Here is a 26247-nt window from a genome sequence, read left to right on the forward strand (position 1 = left end):
AATTCGAGGTGAAGATACAGTTTCATCCATTTCTGGATGCTGATGTTGGAAATTGAAAAATCGATTCGTGAACAAACTCAGCCCGACTGGAATAGCAACTTATAGAAAGAGTGGACCGAATCCTTTTTCGGTCTTTTTTAATGGTAAAAGCTGAGGAGGTGAACACGAAGCAAATGTTGGACACATTAGACATCGTTTTGCTGTTCGCCTCGCTAGTAATGGGTTTTGTCGGTTATTGGATTAGGAAAAGAACTGCGGAAGCAAAAATCGGGAATGCAGAGTTAGAGGCAGAGCGCATTGTCGAAAAAGCGGCTGTAGATGCAGAAGCGACAAAAAAAGAAAAAATCTTGGAAGCTCGTGATGAAGCACATCGCTTACGTCATGAAGCGGAAAAAGATATCCGCGAACAGCGAGGCGAATTGCAACGTATTGAAAAGCGCTTGAATCAAAAAGAAGAGACTCAAGAGCGAAAACAGTTTGCCTTGGAAAAGAGAGACGAACTCCTTAATCAACGCGAACGTCAGTTAGAAAAGCGGCACAATGATATCGAAGAGCTCTATCAAAGCCAGGTTAGAGAGATGGAACGAATCTCGAATCTTTCGATGGATGAGGCACGCCAGCTTATTCTAACTCGGGTAGAGAATGAGATGCGTCATGAAACTGCCCAGATGATTAAAGAGATGGAGCAGCAAGCAATAGAAGAAGGAGATAAGAAGGCAAGAAATATCTTATCTTTAGCGATTCAGCGTTGTGCTGCTGACCATGTCGCAGAGACGACGGTCTCTGTTGTTACACTTCCAAATGATGAGATGAAAGGACGGATAATTGGTCGAGAGGGCCGTAATATCCGTACCTTAGAAACCTTAACTGGGATTGATCTCATTATTGATGATACTCCCGAAGCGGTGATTCTCTCTGGATTTGATCCAATTCGTCGAGAAGTAGCTCGTGTTGCTTTGGAGAAACTAGTTGCAGACGGGAGGATTCACCCAGCACGTATTGAAGAAATGGTCGAGAAGTCTCGTCGAGATGTAGATGAGCGAATTCGAGAGTATGGTGAGCAAGCCACTTTCGAAACAGGTGTTCATGGTCTTCATCCAGATTTGATCAAAATTATGGGACGCCTTAAGTTCCGTACTAGCTATGGTCAAAATGTCTTGAAGCACTCGATGGAAGTTGCTCACCTAGCTGGTCTCTTAGCAGCTGAATTGGGAGAAGACGTCCACTTAGCAAAACGAGCAGGTCTTTTACATGATGTTGGGAAAGCAATTGATCACGAAATTGAGGGTTCTCATGTAGAGATTGGGGTAGAACTCGCCAAGAAATATCAGGAGAATCCGATTGTGATCAATAGCATCGCTTCTCATCATGGGGATGTAGAGCCTACTAGTGTCATTGCTGTCTTGGTGAGAGCGGCAGATGCGTTATCTGCAGCGAGACCAGGTGCAAGACGTGAAACGCTAGAAGCATATATTCGACGTCTAGAAAAACTAGAAGAGATCTGCGAATCATTTGATGGAGTAGAAAAATCGTATGCCATCCAAGCAGGGCGTGAGTGTAGAATAATCGTGAAGCCTGATCAAGTAGATGATGCAGAAGCTACACGACTCGCTAGGGAAATCACGAAGCAGATTGAAAATCAGCTAGATTACCCTGGACAGATCAAAGTAACAGTAATTCGGGAAACACGTTCGGTAGAATACGCAAAATAAGGCGGCTTTGGCCGCTTTATTTTTTTCCGATTTTCGTTTCAAGCGCTTACATGTAAAATACAACCTCTGTTTCGACAATGAAACAAGTCCTAGGAGATTAGTAAGGGGATCTTATGAAATTGCTCATGATTGGAGACGTAGTAGGTACAACAGGTCGTCAGGTACTCCAACAAACCTTGCCTGAGTTGAAAAAAACATATCAGCCTGATGTAATTGTAGTGAATGGAGAGAATTCCGCACCAAATGGACGTGGAATCACTCAAGCAATAGTGAGGGAATATTGGGATTTAGGGGTTCATGTTATCACGCTGGGAAATCATGCTTGGGATCAAGGAGAGATATTTGACTTCATTGATCGAGAAAAACGAATCATACGTCCTGCCAATTTTCCTGTAGGAACTCCAGGTAATGGAAGTACGACGATTTCAACCCCAAAAGGAAAGATCACGATCCTAAACCTAATCGGGCGAACTTTTCTAGGAACGTTTGATTGTCCTTTTCGCAAAGTCGATGAACTACTTCAAAAAGTACCTTCTTCCCATTATGTATTTTTGGATTTCCATGCGGAGGCTACTGCAGAGAAACTTTCCATGGGATGGTATTTGGATGGGAAAATTAGTGCAATGGTAGGGACTCATACCCATGTACAAACAGGAGATGATCGTATTCTCCCCAAAGGTACTGGTTATTTGACAGATGTCGGAATGGTAGGAGCGTACGACGGAATTTTAGGTATGGAAAAAGATGCCGTTATTCGCCGTTTTTTAACTCAATTACCAGTTCGATTTGAGGTGACTCAAGGTCGTACTCAATTCAATGCGGTCTTATTTCACTTTTCACCAGAAACAAAACGGACAACGAAGATTCAACGAATTCGAATCGATGATGATAAACCTTGGTTTTCTTAGGAATAAGAATTATTTCCATAAAATTGAAATAAAATTATTTATGTTTTTTCGTTTCTATCTACAATATTAAGAAGGAATTTTTATAAGTTAGTCGAATATGATAAAAGTGGATTCACTCAAACCATCGAGGAGGTACATTCCATGGAAGTATTAAAAGTTTCAGCAAAATCTAATCCGAACTCTGTTGCAGGTGCTCTTGCTGGGGTGCTTCGCGAACGTGGCCAAGCAGAAATGCAAGCAATTGGAGCAGGAGCACTAAATCAAGCTGTGAAAGCAGTCGCGATTGCACGAGGGTTCGTTGCCCCAAGCGGAATTGACCTAATTTGCATTCCAGCGTTTACCGACATCGTCATCGATGGGGAAGAGCGTACGGCAATTAAGTTAATTGTAGAACCTCGCTAAAAATGTTCAAAGAAACCTGTCTATTTATATTAGACAGGTTTCTTTGCTTTTTCTGGAAATTATTGTTTGATAATGTGATGTCAACTCCTCCACGATCAATTTCAAAAAGTGGACTAAATAAAAAGCGGTAATCGTAATCTGTTTTGAAGGAGGAATCGAGATGAGAATCATAGATGCTCACTGTGATGTATTATCCAAATTGTGGAGAGATCCTTCCAAAGATTTATTTTATCAAGCTAATTCAACATTAGATGCCTCATACGAACAATTACAAAAAGCAAATATACTCAGCCAGGTGTTTGCCGTTTTTATCTCTCCTCGTGTACCACCCACAGAAAGATTCCGAGCTGCTCTAGAACAAATTGATTTATTTTATGAGCAAGTTTTAGGAGACCAGAGCAAAATGCAACTGGTAACAAACCAAGGCGATTTTCTTGGTATAGGTGAACGGCAGATTGGAGCAGTGCTAGCTTTGGAGGGGTTAGACTCGATCCAAGGAGAGCTCATGAAATTACGTGTTTTTTATCGCTTAGGGGTTCGATTTGTTGGACTAACATGGAACTATGCCAACGAGGTAGCAGATGGGATCTTAGAGGGGCGGAATGGTGGATTGACGGAGTTTGGTCGTCAAGTGATGCAAGAAATAAACAGGCTCCATATGATGGTGGATGTATCCCATGTATGCGAACAAGGATTTTGGGATGTGATGCAGTATTCGAATATTCCAGTGCTTGCCAGTCATTCCAATGCAAGAGCGATTTGTCCCCATCCTAGAAACCTTACTGATGAACAGATCCATGCATTGATCGAGCGAGATGGTCGGATCGGAATTACCTTTTATCCTCCTTTTTTAACTCAATCAGAGGCGAGATTAGAACATGTTCTTCGACAAATTGAATATATTTGTGAACTGGGTGGAGAAAACAATATCGTATTTGGTTCCGATTTTGATGGAATAGAGACGAAAGTGGTTGGATTAGAGAAAGCAGGTTGTTATCCTACTCTGTTAGATTATCTAGCAAACTATTATTCGACAGAGCAAATATATAAATTTTCTTGCCAAAATATGGCTCGTTTTTACCAAAAAAACCTTGATATATCATGAAAACGCTATCATAACGACTTTCAAAAATTGCAGAAAAGAGTAGAAAAAAGATGGATTCTAGTTGCTTTTTCAAATAGAGAGGACTAAAATTAGTAGGTGTTAACGCACCTAGCAAAATGGCTCTATTATAAAGCCATTTTCTTTGTGGAGAGAAGTTGAAAAGCGCTTTCAATCTACAGAGAAATGGGACTAATTCTCTCTTTTTTAGGGAGAGTAAATAGATTAGACAAATAGTATGATAGGTTTGGAGTTTTTAAAGGAGATGAGTTCATTGACTAAGCAGCTTTCTTGGAAAGTAGGCGGCCAGCAAGGGGAAGGTATTGATAGCGCGGGCGAAACACTCTCCACCGCTCTCAATCGTAAAGGTTATTTCTTGTTTGGATATCGTCACTTCTCCTCTCGTATTAAGGGAGGTCACTCCAATACAAAAATCCGGATCAGCACAGAACCAACTCATTCGATCTCGGATGATCTGGACATCCTTGTAGCGTTTGACCAAGAAACAATCGACTTAAATGCTCATGAATTGATTACCGAAGGGGTAATCCTAGCAGACGAAAAGTTTGCGCCTACTGTACCAGAAGGTGTAGCTGCTCGTCTTATTGCTGTGCCATTCACCAAGATTGCCGAAGAAGTAGGCATGGCTCAGATGAAAAATATGGTTTCTGTCGGTGCTTCCATCGCTCTTCTTGGCCTAGAAGTGGAAGCGTTCCGGGAAGCTCTAGAAGAACGTTTTGCGAAAAAAGGACAAAAAGTAGTAGAGAAAAACCTAGAAGCAATTCGTCGTGGGAAAGAGTTTGTAGAAGAGCTGGGTCATTCGATCACTCGTTTCTATCTATCTCCTTCTGATGGACAAAGACGGTTGTACATGATCGGGAACGATGCTACAGCACTTGGTGCTTTGGCAGCAGGAGCTCGTCTCATGGCAGCTTATCCGATCACGCCATCGTCTGAGATCATGGAATACTTGATCCAAAAACTACCTGAGTTCGGTGGAACTGTTGTTCAGACCGAGGACGAGATCGCAGCGATCACGATGACCATTGGTGCTAACTATGGTGGGGTTCGTGCACTAACTGCTTCTGCAGGTCCTGGATTATCCTTGATGACCGAAGCAATTGGGCTCGCTGGTATGACCGAAACTCCATGTGTTATTGTCAACACTCAACGTGGAGGTCCAAGTACAGGTCTCCCAACGAAACAAGAACAGTCCGATATCTTGGCAATGCTATACAGTACACATGGTGAGATTCCAAAAATCGTAATCGCACCTAGTACGGTAGAAGAGTGTTTCTACGACACCATTTCGGCCTTCAACCTAGCAGAACAATATCAATGTCCTGTTATTATTATGACAGACCTTGCTGTTGCGTTAGGGAAGCAAACAGTAGATCCACTAGACTACAGCAAGATCGAAATCAAACGTGGAAAACTGGTAACAGATTCTGAAGAACTTCCAGAACTTGGCGATTCGGAACTCTTCCCACGTTATGAGTTCACGGAAGATGGGGTTTCACGTCGTGTTCTTCCTGGGAAAAAGAACGGTATTCACCATGTAACAGGGGTAGAGCACTCAGAGACAGGTCGTCCTCAAGAGTCTGCTGTGAACCGTAAGAAAATGATGGATAAGCGTCTTCGTAAGCTAGCAAATGGAATCGATTTTGCGAATCCAGTTGCAGTGAATGCACCACATGAAGAAGCAGATATGCTAATTGTTGGGATCAACTCTACACGTGGTACCATCCAAGAGGCAATTGGTCGCCTAGAAGAAGATGGTCTCAAAGTAAACCATGCTCATATTCGTCAGATTTTGCCTTTCCCAACGGAAGAACTGGCAAATGAGATGAAAAAAGCACGGAAAGTAGTTGTCATTGAGCAAAATGCGACAGGACAATTAACTAATCTAATCAAAATGAACGTAGGTATGGCGGAAAAGATCACCTTCGTAGGGAAATACGATGGAAACCCATTCTTGCCAGCTGAAATCTATAAAGAATGTAAGGAGCTGTTGGTACATGGCCACATTTAAAGACTTCCGCAACAAAGTGAAACCAAACTGGTGCCCAGGTTGTGGTGACTTCTCCGTGTTGGCCGCCATGCAGCGTGCTTTTGCCAATCAGGGACTAGAACCAGAAGATGTTGCAATCGTTTCTGGGATCGGCTGTTCTGGACGTATCTCTGGATATGTAAATGCTTATGGTCTCCATGGTGTGCATGGTCGTGCTCTACCAATTGCACAAGGCTTAAAATTGGCAAACCGTGATTTGACAGTCGTGGCTGCAGGTGGAGATGGGGATGGATTTGCGATCGGAATGGGGCATACCGTTCATGCAATCCGCCGGAATGTGAACATCACCTACATTGTCATGGACAACCAAATCTATGGTCTCACCAAAGGCCAAACCTCTCCACGTAGTGAAATGGGCTTCAAAACCAAAAGTACTCCAAATGGATCGATTGAATCGGCGATCTCTCCAATGGAAATGGCACTTACGGTTGGTGCAGGTTTCGTAGCACAGTCTGTCTCCAGTGATCTAAAAGGTTTAACCAACGTAATCGAAGAGGGTATCAAACACGAAGGTTTCTCGTTGATCAACGTGTACAGCCCATGTGTAACATATAATAAAATCAACACCTACGACTGGTTCAAACAAAACATTGTAAACCTGAGTGACATTCCAGACTATGACCCAAGTGACCGTGGTCTTGCAATGAAAACATTGATGGAACACAATGGTCTTATTACCGGTATTATCTACCAAAATAAAGAAAAACCTTCTTATGAAAGCATGATCAAAGGCTTCCGTGATGAAGCACTAGCAAAACAAGATCTTTCTATTTCCAAAGAGCAGTTCGACAAGCTCGTTGGAGAATTTGCGTAAAAAAGATATAGTCATTTACCATAAAAAGACTCCTAGAATTTATAAATTCTGGAGTCTTTTTTGTTATTTGTTGCTATTGAATTTGATAAGTAATTTGCACAGTAAGTCTGATAAATACATTCTAATTTACAGGAAAATCAACTAGTTGGTTAATGGACCCGCGAACAGATACTTGTTGAAAACGATAGTCTTGTCGGAAAAGTTGCATGGGCATTCCATATTTAGGACGCATTAAAAGATTTGGTTCGATTTTTGTATTAGGGATTACGGAGAAACGATACTGCTGAAGGAGTGTTGCTAATACTACTTTCAATTCCTGCATGGCAAAGGACCAACCGATACACATGTGTGGTCCAGCACTGAATGGTAGGTACTCATATGGAGATCGTTTGAGAGTTGCCCAACGCTCAGGTTGAAAGTGATCCGGATTGTCATATAGTTCAGGTAAGCGATGAGTTATAAATTGACTGAAAATGATATTGGATCCATTGGGTAGATCAAAGCCGCCGAGATTGCATGGAGCGTTTGTTATTCTAGTGCCAATACTTGCTGGCGGAAGTAAACGCAAGGTCTCTTTAACAATACCTTCGAGTAGTGGGAGTTTAGGTAGTTTTTCAATGGTTGGTGGATTGCCATGCAAAGTTCCAGCAAGTTCATCAAGAAGATCAACAAGCACTTTAGGGTGCTGACACAGCAAGAAGATCGCCCAAGTTAATGCATTCGCGGTGGTTTCATGTCCTGCGACAAATAATGAAAATGTGTGACCAATAAGTTCTTCATCACTCAGCTTTGCTCCATCTTCATCATAGGCATCTATCAGAGATACTAGTATATCTGTTGCATTTGAATCTGATTGTGCCCGCTTTTGTTCTATCAACGATTGTATAAAGACATCCAATTGTTCAGCTATACGTAAGGTTCGATAGTAAGGTGTTCCTGGAAAATTGATGGGAACTAGTGCAACTAGTGGTAGGGATTTTGTCATACGTTCGATAAGTATGCTAACATGATTTAGTTCGATTTCGTTATATATTCCAAAGAGTGTTTTTACAGCAATCCTTTGTGTCAAGTTTTTCATTTCAAGGTTCAAATCAATGACTGATCGATCTTGCCAGTCATCGAGTAATTGATGTGTAAGTGTAACCATATCATTGCAATATTGTATTATTTGTTGTTTATGGAACGCCGGTTGTATAAGGCGACGATGTTGTTTATGCTTTTCTCCAGTCATGAGTGAAAGGTTGTTAAAAAACATCCGACCTAATACATTCTCTTTTGGTAACTTATCTAAAAGTGTAGCACTGGCACCAAAGAGATCTGGATTGGTTAGCAGTTGATAGTTTAGTTCTGGTCCAAAGGCAAAGATATAAGAAGTATCCCCCCCGTTTTAGTGAGACCAGTTTTCCATAAGTTTTATACAACCAGCGTGAGTAGGTAAGAGGGTTCCGATAAAACTTGAGCAAGTTCATTCTCCATCCAAGCAAAGCATGTGGTCCAGGTATGGTCTGTTGTGGTGTAAAACTTGCATTCCCCTTTAAATGTCCCATCCATACACCTCTTTTGAATGAAATGAATAAAAATGATTTATATATTTCATAATATCTGTTCACTAGGTTATAATCAATATATTTTGAATTTATTTTATTGATTGATTACAAATCATTTAGTATATTATGATCGAGGTGAAATAGATGGATGGATATCAACGTCGAACGGAACTAAAGAAAATAAAAATTCGTAAAGCAGCTTTTGATTTATTTACTACATATGGAGTAGAAAAGGTTAGTATTGTGGAAATAGCAAAAGGTGCAAATGTATCACCAGTAACCATTTATAATTATTTTGGTAGCAAAGATGAGCTTTTAAAAAATGTAATTGCTGAATTTATGAATGAGTCAATTGAGAAATACGACGAGATATTAGAGGGAAATAGCCCTTTTCCTGAAAAAATGGAGAAAATCATATTCGATGGTAATGAGACTGCAAAAAAGTTGAACCTGGATTTTATTCAGTCAAATGTGAATAATCCACTCATTCTTGAATTTATGGATGACTTTTACCAAAAGAAAACACTTCCTCTAATGATAAAAATGATTGAACAAGGTAAGAAGGAAGGGTATGTAGACCAAAACATCTCCTTTGATGCCATCTTAATCTACATTCAACTATTTAAAGAAGCACTAGCTCAACCAGATTTTTTTGCTCATACAAATCAAGCAGTGCTTTTAGATTTAAACAGACTCTTCTACTATGGCTTAATGGGTAAACCTCAAACCGATGTTGAATAACGTAAGCTGTACTAAAAATAAAAATGACATGACTGTTTTTGTTTGTAAAATACTAACTAACTCAGTAAAAGGCCTTTATTCCTCTAGGCTCACCTATAGTAAACAGATTGAGAGAATGCTTTTTCCATCTTGTTGAGAATAAAAGGTTTGTATATCAATTCTTTTATTTGAAATAACTGATCTTGGTTAAACTATCAAGGAACCAAGATCAGGAACAGGGGTGGAGAAATGAAGATAATAGGAGTCTATTTGTTCTTATTCTTGCTTGCTATAGGGATGACATTTGGGTTAAATCTTCTATTAGGAATTCCTATGACAGAAGCAATACAATTTCTCAATTCTCAGTCTTATGTACTTGAGCTTTCCGAAATAATCTTGATAATCCTATTTCTTTTATCTCCTTTTCTGCAAGTCCTCTGGCACTATATCAAAAAAAAGAGAGCTAACCAGTGATGGTTTGCTCTCTTTTTTTGTATCGACTTTTCAAAAAATGAATGATCAGTAGTAGAAGAGGAATCCCAACTTGAAAAGGCAAATGAAGGAAGAATGGTACTATTTCTAATCCTTCCTTAAGGTGTTCTGAAATGTTTGGGGCAATGATTAAAGAAAAAACAAGTAAAATACTGCCTATTGGTAAGATTAGTTGTCGATGGTTCTTGAATTGAAAAACATCCGTTGCTGCAAGGAGTGTAATGTAATAAAAGATGGTATATTTGAAAAAGCTCCCTATGACTAAAATTAAGGCAGATAATACGTCCAACCTCTGAAGAAATTTTTGGATATCTATTTTTCCCATAGTAGTTAGTAATGGAAAGGGAGCCCTTCCGACAACAGAACTTCCGAGAATACTAATATCTATAATGATCGTTAACGTGAGAATGATGCCACTCCAAATAAGAGCCTTCATTCCAACTTTAAAAACTTGTTCTCTCTCTCGGATATAAGGTAATAGCATAGTAAAAGCAATTATTTCTCCAAAGGGAAATGTGAAGACAGGAGGAAAAGCCGTTTGAAAGATTAATCGCCAATTTTCTCCTATGGGTAATAAGTTATGGAGGTCTACTAAGCCAGAGCAAACAATGCAAGAATAATACCTGCTAAATAAATAAAATTAAAGAATACCCCTGTTTTAGACAAACATTGAATCCCATGAAATAAGAGATACATACTAGCAATAATCAATACTCCGATGATTACTAAAGTCGGGGTTTTATCTAACCAAGCAATTCTTAATAGGGTAGTAGTATCCATAAGTACTCGTGCACTAATATACAAGAAATAAATTAAGTAGAGAAGACTAATCGGCCAACCAAGGTAATTTCCTAGAATTCGGCGTATATAGCTAGTTATTGGTTGAGTAGGGTATTGTTTGAAAAGCGTCGTATAGACCCCAAAAAGCGTAATTCCTCCTAAAAGAGCTAGAAGAATGGAAATCCAAGCGTCTTGCTTTGCTTCTAGACCTAAACCAATTACTACGGATGTACCTAACTCAAAAATAATAATTAAATGAAAAAATTGGCTTAGGGTCATTTTGGTGTTTTCCAATGTAATCATTCCTTGTCTACTTGATATGGATTGGTTCTTAAACCGGCATTTCGTACAGCTGATTGAACTTTCACTTTCACAAGTGCTTCAGAAAAAGAAGAGGACCATTTATTTTTGTATTTAACCCATAAATCTGGATGGCTCCTATGTAATACCTCTCCAAATCCGAATATATCTGTTTTTTCTTCTTGAGCGATTTGAACAACCTCTTTTATATTTGTTTCCACTTCTTTTGATACTTTCTGTTCAATCTCTCGGATCACTTTCAGATCTTCTAAGTTTGTATAACATCCGCTTTCGATGATATCTCCTTCGATTAGGACGTTTACATCTATTGATAATTTACCTAATTTCTCCGTTATCCTTAATTCTGGTTTTGATCGTTCTAAGGGAAAGGAAATTCGGTTTTTCTCGTTGTCACAGTCTATTACTACAGTTAAATTGTGAACTGGATTTCGTACAAGGGTTACAGCATCATACAATCTCTTGTCTAACCAACGGATCAATTGATCTTTTCGAAACATAGCTAACTCTTTAACGCCGATAATACCTGGATTTGCTTCTTTTACATTATCTTCTGAAGCAATTTTCTTCTCATCTCCTTCGATATAAACTCCAGGAATCACAAGCTCTTTTCCAGGACTTGAAAGGGCATCAATCACATCATTTACTTCGATTCTGAGATTTTCATCATTCCCGTTGTTTGTTCTTCCTAGTTTTTGGTCTAAATCGAATCCGGAAATACGGTCTAAATGGGATAAAGCGCTAACAAATTTTTTCGCAGGATGACCTTGTGCGATCAGAACTTGGTAACTAACCCTTCCTTCTGGATCTCGCTCTATTACATCAAAAAAACTCTTAATTCCTTCTCTTGCAAGGCTCTCTCCAATGACAATGACTCGTTTATGTGCAAAAAAAAGTTGCCGAGGAACTTTTAGAGTGGCATTAGTAGTGGCTTCATGAAGCGTATCACCTTCTGCTGAATAAACGAGAATGGAGGTAGCTGGATTGGTGGCAGTAGCTTGTGCCAATGTACTCGGATTGGCAACCTGAAAAGAAACCTCATAACGTTTCGCCCCCTCTAGCTTGTCGATCCCCATCGCTGTAACAATCGCAATATCATTCAGCTCCCTATGATTCCAACAGCCAGTAGCAAAAAAGAATAGGACGAAACTAATAGAAAGTGACAACCATTTATTCACTCTTTTCACCCTTTGGTAATTGAATGGAAAACTTCTTGTCTTTTGGAATACGAATAGGATTCTCTGTGTGTAATGTCTTGGGACGAGACCGAAGTGCCCACAATGGAACACGTACAATCGTATCTTTTTGATCCTCTTTAATATAAGGAGAGAATGGCGCAAGATATGGAACCCCAAAGGAATGCAAGGTGTTCATATGGGCAACGATTAAAATAGTTCCAATGGTTACTCCGAATAATCCTAAAGTTGCTGCTAAGAAGATTAATGGAAAACGAACCAAACGTGCTGAAATTGCAATAGGAAATGAGGGAGTGGCAAAGCTAGCGATCGCAGTGATTGCGACAACTATTACCATAGCAGGTGATACAAGTCCGGCAGTAACCGCAGTTTCTCCAATTACAATTGCTCCAACAATGGTTACTGCTGTATTTAAAGCTTTTGGAGCTCGAATCCCAGCCTCTCGAATTACTTCAAATGTTAATTCCATTGCAAGAGCTTCTATTAGCGAGGGAAAAGGAAGATTTTCACGCTGACCTGCCAAATTGACCAGAAGCTGAGTAGGAATCATTTCTGGATGAAAGGCTGTTAAAGCAACATATATAGATGGCGCTAAAATAGAGACGATAAAAGAAAAGTACCGAATAATACGAAGAAAAGTGGCGATGTCATACCGTTGAGCATAGTCTTCTACAGATTGAAAAAACTGTGTAAAACTAGTAGGAGCAACCAAAACATATGGTGTATTATCTATAAAAATGGCAACTCGCCCCTCCAAGAGATTTCCGGCGATAACATCAGGTCTTTCTGTAGAAAAAACAGTTGGAAAGGGAGAAAAGGCTTTATCTTCTATAAAAGATTCTAGATATCCTGATTCCAAAACACCATCGATCTCAATTTCCGAAAGTTTTTGGATAACTTCATCCACTATTTTCCGATTTACTACTCCATTGATATACATTACGGAAACGGTCGTTTGAGAGATATTTCCAATGGTAAGTTGATGCATCCATAAATTTGGGCTTTTAATACGACGTCGCACTAATGCAATGTTCGTTTGTATTGATTCCGTAAAACTATCTTTTGGACCTCGAATCACAGTTTGAGAGGTAGGTTCAGAAATTGGCTTAGTTACCCCACCAGCTACATTGGCAATTAATGCTGAGGGAAAGCCTTCAATAAATAAAATCGTACTACCAGATAATAGTGCAGTGATAATCTGCTTCCAATTATTCTCACTACGCAAATTAGCATTAGAAAGAACATGCTTTCGAATGAACTCATAGGTATTTTGGACTTTTTGTTCAGTTGGACTGTAGTAGTTTAAGATTGGTTGTACAATGGATTGATTGATTATGTCTTCTTTTACTAAACCGCTGATATAGACGATTCCAACTGGAGTTTTGGTCATATAATCTGGATAGATGGTTCGTTGTATTAAATCAGGGCTTGATCCTAAATCTTTGGATAGACGGTTCAAGTTCTCTTTACTGAATGAGGAAAGGGGACTTTCTTTGATTACATCACTTTTTAAATCAAAAACTGTTTTTTTCTGATCTTTTCTGACCCATCTCATAAGATACCTCTTACCAAATTTTTCTGTTAGTATGACCCACTTAATGAATAAAATGTATTAGAGCATGTTGCATAATGAACCTAAAGCCAGAGGTTTTCCCCTTTTGAGATGAGACTAATATGAGTGGTAGGGAGTCAGAGCAGATCCCTCAGGACAGACAGGACAAGCAGAAGCGGGAAAACCGGCGTCGCGCCTACATTTAACTTGGATTAATGCAACAAGTTAGTATTAGATACACCTATGGTGTTTTACAAAACAATAAAGTAACAACTTAACGTTGAGTCTGATTTTCTGGTTACGTTATCTTGAAAGAATCATTAATAGAAAGGACAGATGATTAGTGAATCGACTAATTGTATTAGGTTGCCATTCCCCTTCCCCTGGTCCAGGAGGGGCTACACCTGGATATTTGCTACAAGTGAAAGAAAAAAACTACTTAATTGATTGTGGAAGTGGTGTGCTTGCTCAGCTCGCTAAGTATATTCCGTTAGCTAAGTTAGATGGTGTTTTTCTTTCGCATTTGCACTCCGACCATTTTTCTGACTTCTTGACGTTGCAATATGGAATTTGGTTATCTCTTCATTTGAAGGAAAGAACGAACAGTGTCCCTGTCTATTCACCAAACCGACCAATAGATCGTTTTAAAATGCTGCCATATAAAGAAGCATTTGAAGTCCTAGAAATATCAGAAGGTCTAGAAGTTACATTAGCTGAAAATGCAAGTATCCGATTTTATCAGACAGAGCATGCGATCCCTTGCTATGCAATGAGAATACAAGTTGGTTCTACTACCATTTTGTACGGCGCGGATTCCGGCCCCAATACAAATTGGAGTAAGATGGAGCGTAATCCTAATCTTGCAATTCTCGAATCTACTTTTCCTATATCGATGGAACCAAAAGAACCAACTGGGCATCTTTCCTCCCGACAAGCAGGTCAAGTAGCGAAGCAAATGCAAGCAAAAGAACTCTGGCTAACTCATCTTTATCCAGCGATTAATCCAGAATTATTGGTGAAGGAAGCAAAAGCAAGCTACCAAGGAAAAATTCAAGCTGCTTACTCTGGATTGAGTTTTGAGTTCAACTAGAAAAATACGAACTATCGAGATATAATAAGAGGAAATGTTCGTTGGACAGGATGATTCCTGTCCTGTTATTTTTTAGGGAGGGTTCATCTTGCGGAGTTTGCAGAGAAAGATTGAACAAGAAGGTCGAGTATTATCAGAGCAGGTATTAAAAGTGGATACATTCTTAAATCATCAGATTGATCCAGTTCTTATGAAAGAGATCGGAGCAGAATTTGCTCGCCTTTTCCAAAATGAAGGGATTACGAAAATCCTGACTATCGAGTCTTCTGGGATCGCACCGGCTGTTATGACTGGTTTAGAGTTAAATGTACCAGTTGTCTTTGCTAGAAAACGGAAGTCATTAACTCTTTCAGCAGATCTCTATGAAGCAAAAGTTTACTCGTTTACCAAACAAGAGACCAATCCAATCGCAGTCGCCAAATCATTTTTGACCGATCAAGATCGAATCCTTATTTTGGATGACTTTTTAGCCAATGGACAAGCAGTTCAAGGATTGGTAGAAATTGCGGAACAAGCAGGTTCCAGTATTGCTGGAGTAGGAATAGTGATTGAGAAATCGTTCCAAGACGGAGCGGCAATCCTGAAAGAAAAAGGTCTACGAGTAGAGTCGTTAGCTAGAGTAAAGGCTTTGCAAGATGGGAAAGTCACTTTTGTTGAAGAGACAGCAGCCACATCGACATAATTTGATTCTATCTACTATTAAAAAACCTGCCAATTTAGGCAGGTTTTTTTAAGCAAAAAAATTAACATGTAGAAACCCTGTAAATGCAAAAAAGTTAGTTAATATGTGAGCTATGGTAGAGGGAATAATCGTTTGGTATCGATAGGAATACCAACCCCAAACCAACCCCATAAAAAGGGCACCTCCTACAAAGGCAGTTATTCCACCTTCCATTCCTGAATCTCTAACCAATGCAGGTGCAAAATGCCATGCAGTAAAACATATTGTTGGATATAGAAAGCCCCACCAAATGCTTCGTGGAAATATCATCGGATAAACTTTTCTCCACAATAGTTCTTCTAAAGGAGCATTGATAAGAGCAAATAAGAGGGCAAGGAAGATCACATTCCGGTCAACAATGGTTACATACTCAGAGAATACAACAATTCCAGTAGAAACAGCAGGTAAAAATACTAGAAATAGAGCAACTAGATTTGATTGTTGATCCACAATGGGTGCATATAGTTGTTTTAAACCGATTTTCCGTTTGAAACAAACTATTATTGTAAGGGGAATACACCAAAGAAACCAATAGAAAAGAAAACCGAGTAGATACCCCCATGTATGATCCCACAAATCGAATAATTGAAACGCGATAACCTGAACGATAACTAGTAAAGGAGCTAGCAGGATTAGTGCTTTTTGTTGACTGGATAAGACATTCATCAAGATCCCTCCATTTGTTATATAATGAACCTGTGTTCATTTTTTGATGATTTTAAAAACCCATGCATTTTTTGCGATGGGTGAGGCTTTCAATATTTATTCTTCTTTTGTAATACTCCAATAAAAGTAAAGTCGAATAAACTCTAGCGTAAGGTTATTGATGTCCTCAGGTGATTCGTAATCTCTTGCAATTTGAATAATACCTTCTAAAAAACTGGTTGCAGCAGGAAGGGCTATACGCTCGTCAAACGGTAAGTTAGGAAACTTCTGGTTGTAAATCGAAATATAGTGGCAGAACTGTTTGCTAATCAAGTTTGTCCAAATCTCTTTAAACTCAGCATAGGGTGTACCCTCGCTACGATCATATAAAATGATTAATAGCTTTCTATTTTGAATAATTAGGGGAATAAAATGCTCTTTCAATATTACCAATGCTTTTTGGAGAGATAGCGATTTGAATTTCGATTCTGTAGGTGAGTCGAATAAGTTCTTCAATTCTTGGAAGAATGGTCTTGCGATTTCTTCAAACAGTCTCTCTTTATTTTGAAAATATCGATAGACATTCCCAACGGATACATTTGAGCGAAAAGCTATGTTGCGCATGGAGGCACCGAGAAATCCCTTCTCGTAAAACTCTTGAATACCTGCCTTCAAAATCGATTCTTTTACTTCTTTCTTTAAAGTTTGCATGTAAACAATCCTTTGGTATTAAAAGTGAACTAAGGTTCGCTTTTAATTTATCAGATGAATTAATGACTGTCAAAATGAATTTTGTGCATTTTACGAATAATAGTTGTTGATACCTCGATGCTTGTTCATCGTATATAATGAAGCTGAAATATAGAAAACCATTGGACTTTGGGAGAGGGAGTGCTTTTATGGATGGACTAATGCCTGCACTAGTCAAACATCAAGCAGGAGAAGGTGCATTTATACAACTAGTAGAGATCCCTGAGGATCTTGCTCCTGATGAAGTATTGGTAGAGGTAAAAGCTACCAGTATCTGTGGTACAGATGTACATATTTATACATGGGATGATTGGGCAAAAAGCCGAGTAAAACCACCTTACACATTTGGTCATGAGTTCGGTGGTGTGGTAGTTCAGGTTGGCTCTCAAGTAAAGCATGTGAAAGTAGGAGATCATGTTTCCGCTGAGACTCATATTGTATGTGGTCACTGCGTAGCATGTCGACGTGGGGATGCACATGTGTGTCTCAATACGAAAATTATCGGGGTAGATCGAGAAGGTTGTTTTACCAAATATGTAAAGCTACCTGCTGATAACATCTGGATTAATTCGAAAGAACTACCTTTTGAAATCGCTTCCATTATGGAGCCAATGGGAAATGCAGTTCATACTGTACTTTCAGGTGAAGTGGCAGGACGTAGTGTGGCAGTTGTCGGCTGTGGTCCGATTGGCTTAATGGCAGTAGCCGTTGCCAAAGCCTCTGGAGCCTCTCGAGTGATCGCATTGGATGTCAACGATTATCGTTTGGATTTAGCTGAAACTATGGGGGCAACAGATTTGATTCGTTCGCACCGAGTAGATGTTTTAAAGGAGATCCACTCCTTTACAAAAGGAGACGGGGTAGATGTGGTGTTAGAGATGTCAGGTCACCCAGTAGCGATGGATCAAGCCTTCAAGATGGTCACTCCTGGTGGACGTATTTCGGTTCTTAGCTTACCAACTAGCCCAGTTACGATTGATATTACCAATGATATCGTTTTCAAAGGAATAACTGTAAAGGGAATTACGGGGCGGAGAATGTACGATACTTGGCAACAAGTAGCTGGTTTACTCGAATCAGGTCAAGTAGATTTGAAACCACTTATTACACATCGCATAACTTTGGAAGACTACGAAGAAGGTTTTGAATTAATGAAGGCTGGAAAATGCGGGAAAGTCGTATTTCAATTAGACTGAGGAGAGGGGAAGTTAAATGAAAGGGTTTACACACTTAGAACAAGAGATTCAAGAATGGAAAGCAAAGGGAACGTTTCGTCCATTGACCGAAATTGAATCATCACAAGGGGCACGAGTTGTAATCAATGGCAAAGAGGTCATTCAACTTTCTGCTAACAACTATTTAGGACTTACTACTCATCCCCGTCTAAAAAGTGCAGCTCTAGAAGCAGTAGAAAAATACGGTGCAGGTACTGGATCTGTACGTACCATTGCGGGTACATTTTCGATGCATGAGGAGTATGAGCAACGACTCGCAAAATTCAAGCATACCGAAGCAGCACTTGTTTTTCAGTCCGGTTTTACTGCAAATGTAGGGGTAGTTGCCTCGGTTCTAGGAGAAAATGATGTGGTGATTAGTGACGAATTAAACCACGCAAGCATTATTGATGGAATTCGTCTTACTAAGGCAAAACGTCGTATTTATCGACATTCTGACTTAGTTGATTTAGAAAAAGCGCTCCAGGAAACTCAAGAAGCACGAGTACGCCTCGTGATTACCGATGGAGTATTTAGTATGGATGGGGATATTGCCTTATTACCAGAGATTGTAGAACTTGCTGAGAAGTATGATGCATTAGTCATGGTGGACGATGCTCATGCAAGTGGGGTATTGGGGGCAAATGGTCGTGGTACGGTAGACCATTTTGGACTACATGGTCGGGTACATATTCAAGTCGGTACGCTATCCAAGGCGATTGGCGTATTAGGAGGTTATGTAGCAGGACCTCAAGTACTAAAAGACTATCTTATTCACCGGGCGCGACCGTTTTTGTTTAGTACTTCTCACCCACCAGCAGTAACAGCAGCGTGTGAAGCAGCGTTGGATGTCCTATTGCAGGAACCTGAGGTGATCGATCGACTTTGGGAAAACGCTCGTTTTCTTAAAAATGGCTTGTCGCAGTTAGGATTTGACATCGGTGAGAGTCAAACACCGATTACGCCTGTTATGATTGGGGATGATGCTCTTACCATGCAGTTCTCCGATGAGCTATTTCATGAAGGAGTATATGCACAAGGAATTGTTTTTCCAACTGTAGCAAAAGGGAAAGCACGAATTCGGACCATTGTTTCGGCAATTCATACACAAGAGGATTTAGAACTAGCATTACAATCATTTGCGAGTGTAGGAAAAAAATTAGGGGTCATTTAAATTAAAATCAAAAACAACCTCTTTAGCCTGTTGGCGACGAGGTTGTTTTCTTATGTATTGGAGCGATTTAATAGTGATTAATAGAACGCAGTGGAGGTTTGTAGATTACGGTAAGTATGCTCTGTGCCAATATTAAGAACCGAGATATGACCAGCTAAATCCATAAATTCCTGTAGTATTTGTTGTGAGTCCGGATTCATATGTACAAATCCATTTTCGTATGCTTCTAAACTAGGATAATAAATTTCAGTATACATAAAATAAGGATTGGGGTTACTGGCAACCAATTGATCTAGAATGCGAGTAACATTCATTTTAATTACACCAGGGAGCGTTAAGAATTTAGGAACCATATGCTCTTCAAAGTATTGGGCAAATGAATCAGAATCTTGAACAGGATTGAAGAAAGCTATGACTTTTATCAAATGTATCACTCCATCTACAAAAAATACTAATAAGGTTAGAATAAAATAATAATCTCGATATGAACAGTGACCAAAACGATAATTTTAAAAAAATAATGAATCAACACTTCTTTTTTCATAAAATAATTGTTTTTTTACTCATGATTTGTTAGAATGTACTCATGCTAAAAAGCCGGGGTGGCGGAATAGGCAGACGCACAGGACTTAAAATCCTGCGGTAGGTGACTATCGTGTCGGTTCGAGCCCGACCCTCGGCATTATATTGTGAATGTAGTTCAGTGGTAGAACTTTGGCTTCCCAAACCAACAGCGGGGATTCGATTCCCCCTATTCGCTTCCTTTATGGAAAAGGAGAAAAAATCCCCCATTAAATGGGGGATTTTTTCTTTATGAGAGACGAGGTAGCTGTGTATTATCTATTGTCTATTTAAGGAAAATATCCGCAGAAAGGTTGAACTAGACAAAGTAAAATTGGGTTAGCTTATATAAGCTTCTTCTGGTATTAGGGGATGTAATTATCTTGTAATATGAATGAATAATAAATGAAATAAATCATAAAGTGGAGAGATAGCTAAGAAGGAAATCTGTAATCTCCGTTCTCTTTATTTTCTGCAAAAACTTTATTGCAATATGGTTAACGTATTTCTTTTTTCTAGATTTTTTCTATTAGTTATAGTAGGATAGAAAAAGTTGTAACAGCTGCGAAATATATCTGTAATCTAAACGAAAAAATGAAGGACAGAAACCGCAAACAAATCTTCCTCTCAAAAAGGAGATTATGAATTCTATTAGGAGGAGTAATGGATGAATACAGTCCCTCAAACAAAGAGCTCGGTCGCATCAGCAAACGTATTTGTTTTATTGTTGAAGCAGTTGCGTCCAAAACAATGGACGAAAAACTTGCTGATTTTTGCGGCCCCGCTTTTTTCGATCACTCAGATTAGCAAGATGGAACTGTCGAAATCGGTGATTGCCTTCTTCCTGTTCAGCTTTATTTCAGGCTGTGTTTACATTTTGAATGATTATGTAGACCGGGAAGCAGATCGCTTGCATCCAGAGAAGAAGCATCGTCCCATGGCATCCGGTGCTTTGAATCCACAGTTTGCGATCATTTTTGGTGTATTACTGCTTTCTTTCTCTCTAGTGGTCGGCTATATGCTAAATCCGCTTTTTGCTCTCGTCCTGCTAGTTTACTTTGTGCTAAATGTAAGTTACTCTCTCCGTTTAAAGCACATTGTAATTTTGGACGTTATGATTATTGCAGCTGGTTTTGTGTTACGTGCCATCGCAGGTGGATTGTCCATTGACGTTCCATTTACCCCTTGGTTCTTGCTTTGTATCTTGTGGCTTTCCCTCTTTTTGGCAATCAGTAAACGCCGCCATGAAGTGCAATTGATGCAAGCAAAAGAGACCAAAGGCACAACTCGTAAAGTATTGCACAGTTATTCAGTCGATCTGTTGAATCAACTCAATACGATTGTGACAACCGCTACAATCATCTGTTATGCAATGTTTACATCCGTATCTGGGCATACCCACTTGATGTGGACAGTTCCGTTTGTGGTATATGGAATTTTCCGTTATCTCTATCTAGTTCATATAGAGAATAAAGGTGGTACTCCAGAGAAAGTACTGCTTACTGATCGTCATGTATTGGTAACAGTAGTTTTATATGCAGTATCAACGATGACTATCTTATCTTATTTTGATTAAACCAATTTGGAGGGTCTGTCTAGTTGAGTAAGAACCTAGACAGTCCTTCTTTCTTAGAAACTTCATTTTCTACTATATATAATAATTGACACGGGAGTGTAGAGAGATGAATGCAACCAAAAAACAGATGACTGGTTGGGGAAACTATCCTTGGCAAGAAAACACAGTATATTATCCATCAAAGGTCGAAGAAATCCAGGAATTGATCACCTCCAAACAAGAATCTAGTTATTTAGGTCGTGGTCTCGGTCGTAGTTATGGTGACACTGCGCTTAACGAGTCCAATGGTCTTTTGATGAACGATAAGTTGAATCGAATTCTCTCTTTTGATCCTGCAACTGGAATTGTCGAATGTGAAGCGGGAGTCTCCTATGAAGACCTATTGCACCAATTTGTTCCACAAGGATTTTTCCCACCGGTTACTCCAGGAACGAAGTTTGTAACAATGGGTGGAGCTATTGCAAACGATGTGCACGGTAAAAACCACCATAAAGATGGATCTATTGCTAACTTCGTACTTGATTTTGATCTGTTAACTGGTACAGGTGAAATCTTGCATTGTTCTCGTGAAGAAAACGCCGATGTTTTCTGGGCGACAATTGGTGGAATTGGTCTTACCGGGATGATTTTAAAAGCACGTATCAAACTAAAGCCGATTGAAACATCTTATTTTGATGTTCACTATGATAAAACCAAAAACTTGGATGAGGCGCTTGAGCAATTCCTATTAAATGATGATAAATATACGTACTCGGTAGCATGGATTGACTGTATCGCTTCGGGTGATTCACTTGGTCGTTCGGTGTTGATGCGTGGAAATCACACACCAGCAGACAAATTACCGGCATCGAAAAAACCATTGAAACTTGAGTCCAAATTAAAAGTAAATGTTCCTTTTTATTTACCGAGTTCCTTGTTGAATCCAACTACCATTAAGGCATTCAATGCTGTATATTATGGAATCAACAGTACTGGCGACAAAGTAGTTCACTATGATCCATTCTTCTATCCGCTTGATATGGTTCATAACTGGAACCGGGGTTATGGTCGTAAAGGATTTGTGCAGTACCAAGTTGCATTCCCACCAGGTGAAGTGGGGCGTCAAGGACTTGTGGATCTACTAACCCGTCTTAGTGATGAAAAACTATCTTCATTCTTGGCGGTACTCAAAACATTTGGTGAAGGAAATGAAGGATTACTTTCTTTCCCGATGAAAGGTTACACATTGGCTTTGGATGTACCAATCAAAGACGGTCTGTTCCGTGTGTTGCGTGAATTAGATGATCTCGTGATGAAATATAATGGACGGATTTATCTTGGAAAAGACTCGGCACTTACTCCAGAATATGTACCAGTAATGTATCCAGAGCTAAATAAATTCCGTGAAATTAAGAAGAAAATTGATCCAAATAACGTTTTCCATTCTTCTATGGCACGACGACTGAATCTACTGGGGGATGCTTAAGATGAAAAATGTATGGATTGTAGGGGCAACCTCTGATGTTGCACTTTCCACAGCAGAGATCTTGGCTGCCAAAGGATACAACCTCATTTTAGGTGGGCGCCGCATGGATACGCTCACAGCAAAAGCAACAGAACTAGCCCAAAAATATCCAATCCAAGCTGTGGCTCAGCCTTTTGATGGATTAGATTATGCATCTCATAAAGAGAGTGTTGAAAAGGCAGTAGCTACATTTGGAAGTCTTGATGGAGTAATCGTGGCGCATGGTTATCTTGGTGATCAGAAAAAAGGGGAGCAAGATTGGGAGGAAGCAGAACGAATTCTGCATACCAATTTCACTTCCAAAGTATCGGTGCTAAACCATGTTGCTAATTACATGGAAAAACAAAAAGCTGGTTGGATCTGTGCGATCACCTCAGTTGCAGGAGATCGTGGTCGTCAAAGCAACTTCTTATATGGATCATCAAAAGGTGCAGCTTCACTCTATCTTCAAGGACTACGCAACCGTTTGGCTAAATCAGGGGTTCATGTGGTCACAGTAAAACCTGGTTTTATTGCAACCAAGATGACCAAAGATCTGGATCTTAAAGGGCCACTGGTAGCTACTCCAGAACAAGTTGCCAAAGTAATGGTAAGTGCGATCGAAGGCAAGAAAAACGTAGTCTATGCTCCGTGGTTCTGGAGAGGCATCATGCGAGTCGTCAAAACCATTCCAGAGTTCATCTTTAAAAAGATGAGCATGTAATAGGGGCGATATTATGAGTGATGCGGCAACAGTAGATAGTAAGAGTCAAAAGAAATTAGACACCTTAGTCTCACGACTAGTTACAGGTATGATGTTGGGGATTGCTGTGATTGCAGCTTTCCTCTTTTACTTCGATATTTCGGATATCTATAACGTATTAGGAACGATTCCTACTTCAGTTTACGTACTTGCCATTGCTTGTACACTGAGTAGCTATCTCATTCGCTTTCTAAAATGGCACTGGATGCTAAAGCGACTGGAGATTGAACTTTCTTGGAAAGAGAGTTTTTATATCTTTTTCATCGGATTGTCTATGTCGATCACGCCAGGAAAAGCTGGAGAATTATTAAAAGCTTTTCTTATTAAAAAAAAGACCAATGTAGATATGTCTCGTTCTGCATCAGCAGTCTTTGTAGATCGTCTAACGGATATGTTCTCTATGTTGATTCTCATCGCTTTTGGGATATCGCTTTTTCCATTAGGTAGAATTCTATTTTTTGTCTTCTTAGTAGCATTTGCAGGGATTACGATTATTCTCCGCTCTCGCAAACTAGCGATGAAATCTATTGATCTCATCACAAAAGTGAAATTCCTACAAAAACACCGTGAGACACTGGTTACCTTTTATGACAATATCTTTGAATTGCTGAAGTTCCGACTGTTCCTTCCGATTGTATTGGTAAGTGCTCTGGCATGGTTTATGGAATGTGTTTCGATGTATCTTTTTGCAGATGCATTGAAGTTGGATCTGACTTTTGTACAAGATATTTTTGTTTTTTCTGCTGGTACATTATTAGGAGCTATTTCCTTTCTTCCTGGTGGGCTTGGGATTGCAGAAGGAAGTATTCAAGGAATGCTTACCCAAGTGTTTCATGTTCCAGTGGCACCTGCTGCTAGTTTGACACTGCTCATCCGCGTGGTAACCTTATGGTTGGGAGTGTTTATTGGATTGGCTGTATTCTTGCGTAAGAAAAAGGAATATCTATAAAGGGAGAAAGCTTTCGATGCCGTATTTTCTAGCTCCATTTATTGGTTGGGTCGTTTCGGGTACCTTAAAATTTATTATCAACCGCATTCGCTTTGGTTCAGAAGCGAAAAAACGAATGGGTAATGGTGGATTCCCAAGCACTCATACTACCACTATTTTTACACCTACGATGTTGATCGGATTTCATGAAGGATTCTTTAGTCCTGTTTTTGGTCTTGCTGTTGCGATTACGTACATCGTCATCATTGATGCGACTGGATTAAGAATTGCAGTAGGGAAACATGCTACCTCTTTAAACCGTATGGTCCGTAGCATGGACTTATCTAAAGAAGAGCATGAAGAACATCGTGAAAGCATGGGTCACAAAAAGCATGAAGTATTAGGTGGACTTGTGTTAGGAACGATTCTCGGGTATGTATTGCATGTGCTTTGGAAATGGCTTGCACCAATGATTTCTTAGATAGAAACCACACCTTGCAAACTTAATGGTTGCAGGTGTGGTTTTTGTTTTGGAATGACTTTACTCCTTGTTATTACAATGAACCAATAGTCCCTTATAGAAGGGGGCTGTTCAATGGTATCACAATTGGGATAGGAGGAATTGGAACTAACATAAGATTTGCATAAAGATAGGGAAGATAGATCAGTTTTCTTGTTTGTAAAATGCTACAGTGGCTTCAGCCATCATAAGAATCTTATCGTGTAGTTTCTTCGGTTCCATCACGTTCATCTGATCAGCAAATCCTAATATGTATGCTATTGCCTCACTTTCTGTATCAAAAGAAAGCTTAACAGGAATCCACCCATCTTCATTTTTATTTTCAACCTCTACAATTTGAACAAAGCGATCGGTAAATTGTAACCTTGGTAAGATCGACGGTACAACTTCCACCCGCACTTTATAACTAGGTAAGTTCTCTAGAAAGGTTTTTGTAGAGGATCTCCAGAATTCAGCAAGATCAAAATCTTTTGGTCTTTTAAATGTATCATGAATAGGTTCTGCAGATTTAATCCGAGATGCTCTGTAAGTTCGGACTTCATCATTTTCTTTGGAAGCAATAAAGTACCAGCGACTACCCTTGGCTACCAATCCTAATGGCTTTACAACTCGTTCATCCATTTTTCCGTCTGCACGTTGATATTGTACTTTCAACTTATTTTCTTTCCATATGGCGTTTTTAAGAACTTCAAAAGTCACTATTTTTTCTTTCCGCTTTCGCCAAGTGCTCGTGTCAATATGAATACGATTCCAAACATCGTTGGAGTTTTTACGGTAAATAGAAGGAAACGATGCAATTAGTTTATTTCTAGCTTCTTCAGAAGTCTTGGTCATACCAAGATCATCAAGCAATTGTGCAGATGGAGAAATAAATAAAGCGCGTATTTCCAATTCTTTTAAGCCTGTTAAATTTGTTCGATATCCCTCCACTAATGACCACCCACCGTTTTTTCCACGATCTGCGAAAACTGGGATACCGGTTCCGCTTAAAGCTTCCATATCCCGATAAATGGTTCGCTCGGAAACTTCCAATTTCTCCGATAATTCTTTGGCTGTCATTTTTCCTTGTGATTGCAGTAGTAAAAGGATAGATATCAGTCGATCTCCTCTCATCGTACTCTCCTTTGTTTGAATATAGTAATATTTTATCTAATGAAATATGACAAAAGGTGTCAAGAATACTCTTTTATGATGAAGATATCTTCCGA

At 39.5% G+C, this 26247-nt stretch carries 23 protein-coding genes, 2 tRNA genes and 1 pseudogene; 18 read left to right on the plus strand and 8 right to left on the minus strand.

Annotated features, from left to right (window positions below):
• The first annotated feature begins 173 nt into the window (after positions 1-173).
• The 6 genes from rny to VJ09_RS17130 all read left to right on the plus strand — a co-directional run bounded on the left by rny (position 174) and on the right by VJ09_RS17130 (position 7009).
• Positions 174-1712: a ribonuclease Y gene (gene rny, locus VJ09_RS17105; RefSeq protein WP_044642793.1), complete on the plus strand. Its 1539-nt coding sequence runs from the start codon at positions 174-176 to the stop codon at positions 1710-1712.
• Positions 1713-1825: 113 nt separating this feature from the next.
• Complete coding sequence (locus VJ09_RS17110; protein ID WP_044642794.1) at positions 1826-2620, plus strand: TIGR00282 family metallophosphoesterase; 795 nt, start codon at positions 1826-1828, stop codon at positions 2618-2620.
• A 141-nt stretch (positions 2621-2761) separates the two neighbouring features.
• Positions 2762-3022 (plus strand): stage V sporulation protein S, encoded by a 261-nt coding sequence (locus VJ09_RS17115; protein ID WP_022737614.1) that lies wholly within the window; start codon positions 2762-2764, stop codon positions 3020-3022.
• A 160-nt stretch (positions 3023-3182) separates the two neighbouring features.
• On the plus strand, positions 3183-4127 hold the full coding sequence (locus VJ09_RS17120) for a dipeptidase (RefSeq protein ID WP_044642795.1): 945 nt from the start codon (positions 3183-3185) through the stop codon (positions 4125-4127).
• A 271-nt stretch (positions 4128-4398) separates the two neighbouring features.
• Positions 4399-6156 (plus strand): 2-oxoacid:acceptor oxidoreductase subunit alpha, encoded by a 1758-nt coding sequence (locus tag VJ09_RS17125; RefSeq protein WP_147635541.1) that lies wholly within the window; start codon positions 4399-4401, stop codon positions 6154-6156.
• Complete coding sequence (locus VJ09_RS17130; protein ID WP_044642796.1) at positions 6143-7009, plus strand: 2-oxoacid:ferredoxin oxidoreductase subunit beta; 867 nt, start codon at positions 6143-6145, stop codon at positions 7007-7009. Before VJ09_RS17125 ends, VJ09_RS17130 begins: the two co-directional genes overlap by 14 nt.
• A 121-nt stretch (positions 7010-7130) precedes the next feature.
• Here VJ09_RS17130 and VJ09_RS17135 read toward each other — a convergent pair whose 3' ends face one another.
• A complete protein-coding gene (locus VJ09_RS17135; RefSeq protein WP_230199176.1) occupies positions 7131-8264 on the minus strand; it encodes a cytochrome P450 in 1134 nt (377 codons plus the stop codon).
• 436 nt (positions 8265-8700) lie between these two features.
• On the opposite strand from VJ09_RS17135, the gene VJ09_RS17140 reads away from it, so the two are divergent.
• On the plus strand, positions 8701-9297 hold the full coding sequence (locus tag VJ09_RS17140) for a TetR/AcrR family transcriptional regulator (RefSeq protein WP_044642797.1): 597 nt from the start codon (positions 8701-8703) through the stop codon (positions 9295-9297).
• Between the two features lie 442 nt (positions 9298-9739).
• Here the strand turns inward: VJ09_RS17140 and VJ09_RS19215 are convergent.
• The 3 genes and pseudogenes from VJ09_RS19215 to VJ09_RS17160 form a co-directional block, all read right to left on the minus strand.
• Positions 9740-10851 (minus strand): annotated as a pseudogene (locus VJ09_RS19215) (GerAB/ArcD/ProY family transporter).
• Entirely contained in the window at positions 10848-12044 is a 1197-nt protein-coding gene (locus VJ09_RS17155) for a Ger(x)C family spore germination protein (protein WP_044642799.1), read from the minus strand. The pseudogene VJ09_RS19215 and the gene VJ09_RS17155 overlap by 4 nt, the downstream one beginning before the upstream one ends.
• A complete protein-coding gene (locus VJ09_RS17160; protein ID WP_044642800.1) occupies positions 12037-13617 on the minus strand; it encodes a spore germination protein in 1581 nt (526 codons plus the stop codon). Before VJ09_RS17160 ends, VJ09_RS17155 begins: the two co-directional genes overlap by 8 nt.
• Before the next feature lie 340 nt (positions 13618-13957).
• Here VJ09_RS17160 and VJ09_RS17165 point away from each other — a divergent pair, with 340 nt between their 5' ends.
• Positions 13958-14704 carry an MBL fold metallo-hydrolase gene (locus VJ09_RS17165; protein ID WP_044642801.1) on the plus strand — a complete coding sequence of 249 codons (747 nt, stop codon included), beginning with the start codon at positions 13958-13960 and terminating at the stop codon, positions 14702-14704.
• Positions 14705-14792: 88 nt separating this feature from the next.
• Positions 14793-15386, plus strand: coding sequence for a xanthine phosphoribosyltransferase (locus VJ09_RS17170; RefSeq protein WP_044642802.1), 594 nt, complete (start codon positions 14793-14795; stop codon positions 15384-15386).
• Positions 15387-15434: 48 nt separating this feature from the next.
• Here the strand turns inward: VJ09_RS17170 and VJ09_RS17175 are convergent, their stop codons facing one another.
• Both VJ09_RS17175 and VJ09_RS17180 read right to left on the minus strand, forming a co-directional pair.
• Positions 15435-16091 (minus strand): CPBP family intramembrane glutamic endopeptidase, encoded by a 657-nt coding sequence (locus VJ09_RS17175; protein WP_044642803.1) that lies wholly within the window; start codon positions 16089-16091, stop codon positions 15435-15437.
• A gap of 96 nt (positions 16092-16187) precedes the next feature.
• On the minus strand, positions 16188-16781 hold the full coding sequence (locus VJ09_RS17180) for a TetR/AcrR family transcriptional regulator (protein WP_044642804.1): 594 nt from the start codon (positions 16779-16781) through the stop codon (positions 16188-16190).
• Positions 16782-16969: 188 nt separating this feature from the next.
• On the opposite strand from VJ09_RS17180, the gene tdh reads away from it, so the two are divergent.
• Complete coding sequence (tdh, locus tag VJ09_RS17185; RefSeq protein ID WP_044642805.1) at positions 16970-18016, plus strand: L-threonine 3-dehydrogenase; 1047 nt, start codon at positions 16970-16972, stop codon at positions 18014-18016.
• Between the two features lie 16 nt (positions 18017-18032).
• Entirely contained in the window at positions 18033-19208 is a 1176-nt protein-coding gene (locus VJ09_RS17190) for a glycine C-acetyltransferase (RefSeq protein ID WP_044642806.1), read from the plus strand.
• Between the two features lie 77 nt (positions 19209-19285).
• Here VJ09_RS17190 and VJ09_RS17195 read toward each other — a convergent pair whose 3' ends face one another.
• Positions 19286-19633, minus strand: coding sequence for an EthD family reductase (locus tag VJ09_RS17195; RefSeq protein WP_044642807.1), 348 nt, complete (start codon positions 19631-19633; stop codon positions 19286-19288).
• Positions 19634-19804: 171 nt separating this feature from the next.
• Between VJ09_RS17195 and VJ09_RS17200 the strand changes: the two genes are divergently transcribed.
• The 7 genes from VJ09_RS17200 (at position 19805) to VJ09_RS17230 (ending at position 25000) form a co-directional block, all read left to right on the plus strand.
• Positions 19805-19890, plus strand: a tRNA-Leu gene (locus VJ09_RS17200).
• 7 nt (positions 19891-19897) lie between these two features.
• Positions 19898-19968 (plus strand) — tRNA-Gly (locus VJ09_RS17205).
• Between the two features lie 468 nt (positions 19969-20436).
• Positions 20437-21345: a decaprenyl-phosphate phosphoribosyltransferase gene (locus tag VJ09_RS17210; RefSeq protein WP_044642808.1), complete on the plus strand. Its 909-nt coding sequence runs from the start codon at positions 20437-20439 to the stop codon at positions 21343-21345.
• 106 nt (positions 21346-21451) lie between these two features.
• Positions 21452-22810, plus strand: a complete 1359-nt coding sequence (locus VJ09_RS17215; RefSeq protein WP_044642809.1) for an FAD-binding protein — start codon at positions 21452-21454, stop codon at positions 22808-22810.
• A 1-nt stretch (position 22811) separates the two neighbouring features.
• The gene (locus VJ09_RS17220; RefSeq protein WP_044642810.1) at positions 22812-23552 is read left to right on the plus strand and encodes an SDR family oxidoreductase; all 741 of its coding nucleotides are present in this window, start codon (positions 22812-22814) and stop codon (positions 23550-23552) included.
• A gap of 13 nt (positions 23553-23565) precedes the next feature.
• Positions 23566-24540 (plus strand): lysylphosphatidylglycerol synthase transmembrane domain-containing protein, encoded by a 975-nt coding sequence (locus VJ09_RS17225; RefSeq protein ID WP_044642811.1) that lies wholly within the window; start codon positions 23566-23568, stop codon positions 24538-24540.
• 16 nt (positions 24541-24556) lie between these two features.
• Positions 24557-25000: a divergent PAP2 family protein gene (locus VJ09_RS17230; RefSeq protein WP_044642812.1), complete on the plus strand. Its 444-nt coding sequence runs from the start codon at positions 24557-24559 to the stop codon at positions 24998-25000.
• Positions 25001-25183: 183 nt separating this feature from the next.
• Here VJ09_RS17230 and VJ09_RS17235 read toward each other — a convergent pair whose 3' ends face one another.
• On the minus strand, positions 25184-26152 hold the full coding sequence (locus VJ09_RS17235) for a helix-turn-helix transcriptional regulator (protein WP_044642813.1): 969 nt from the start codon (positions 26150-26152) through the stop codon (positions 25184-25186).
• Positions 26153-26247 lie beyond the last annotated feature (95 nt).

Origin of the sequence: Risungbinella massiliensis (genome assembly GCF_000942395.1) — a bacterium.
GTDB classification, from domain to species: domain Bacteria; phylum Bacillota; class Bacilli; order Thermoactinomycetales; family Thermoactinomycetaceae; genus Risungbinella; species Risungbinella massiliensis.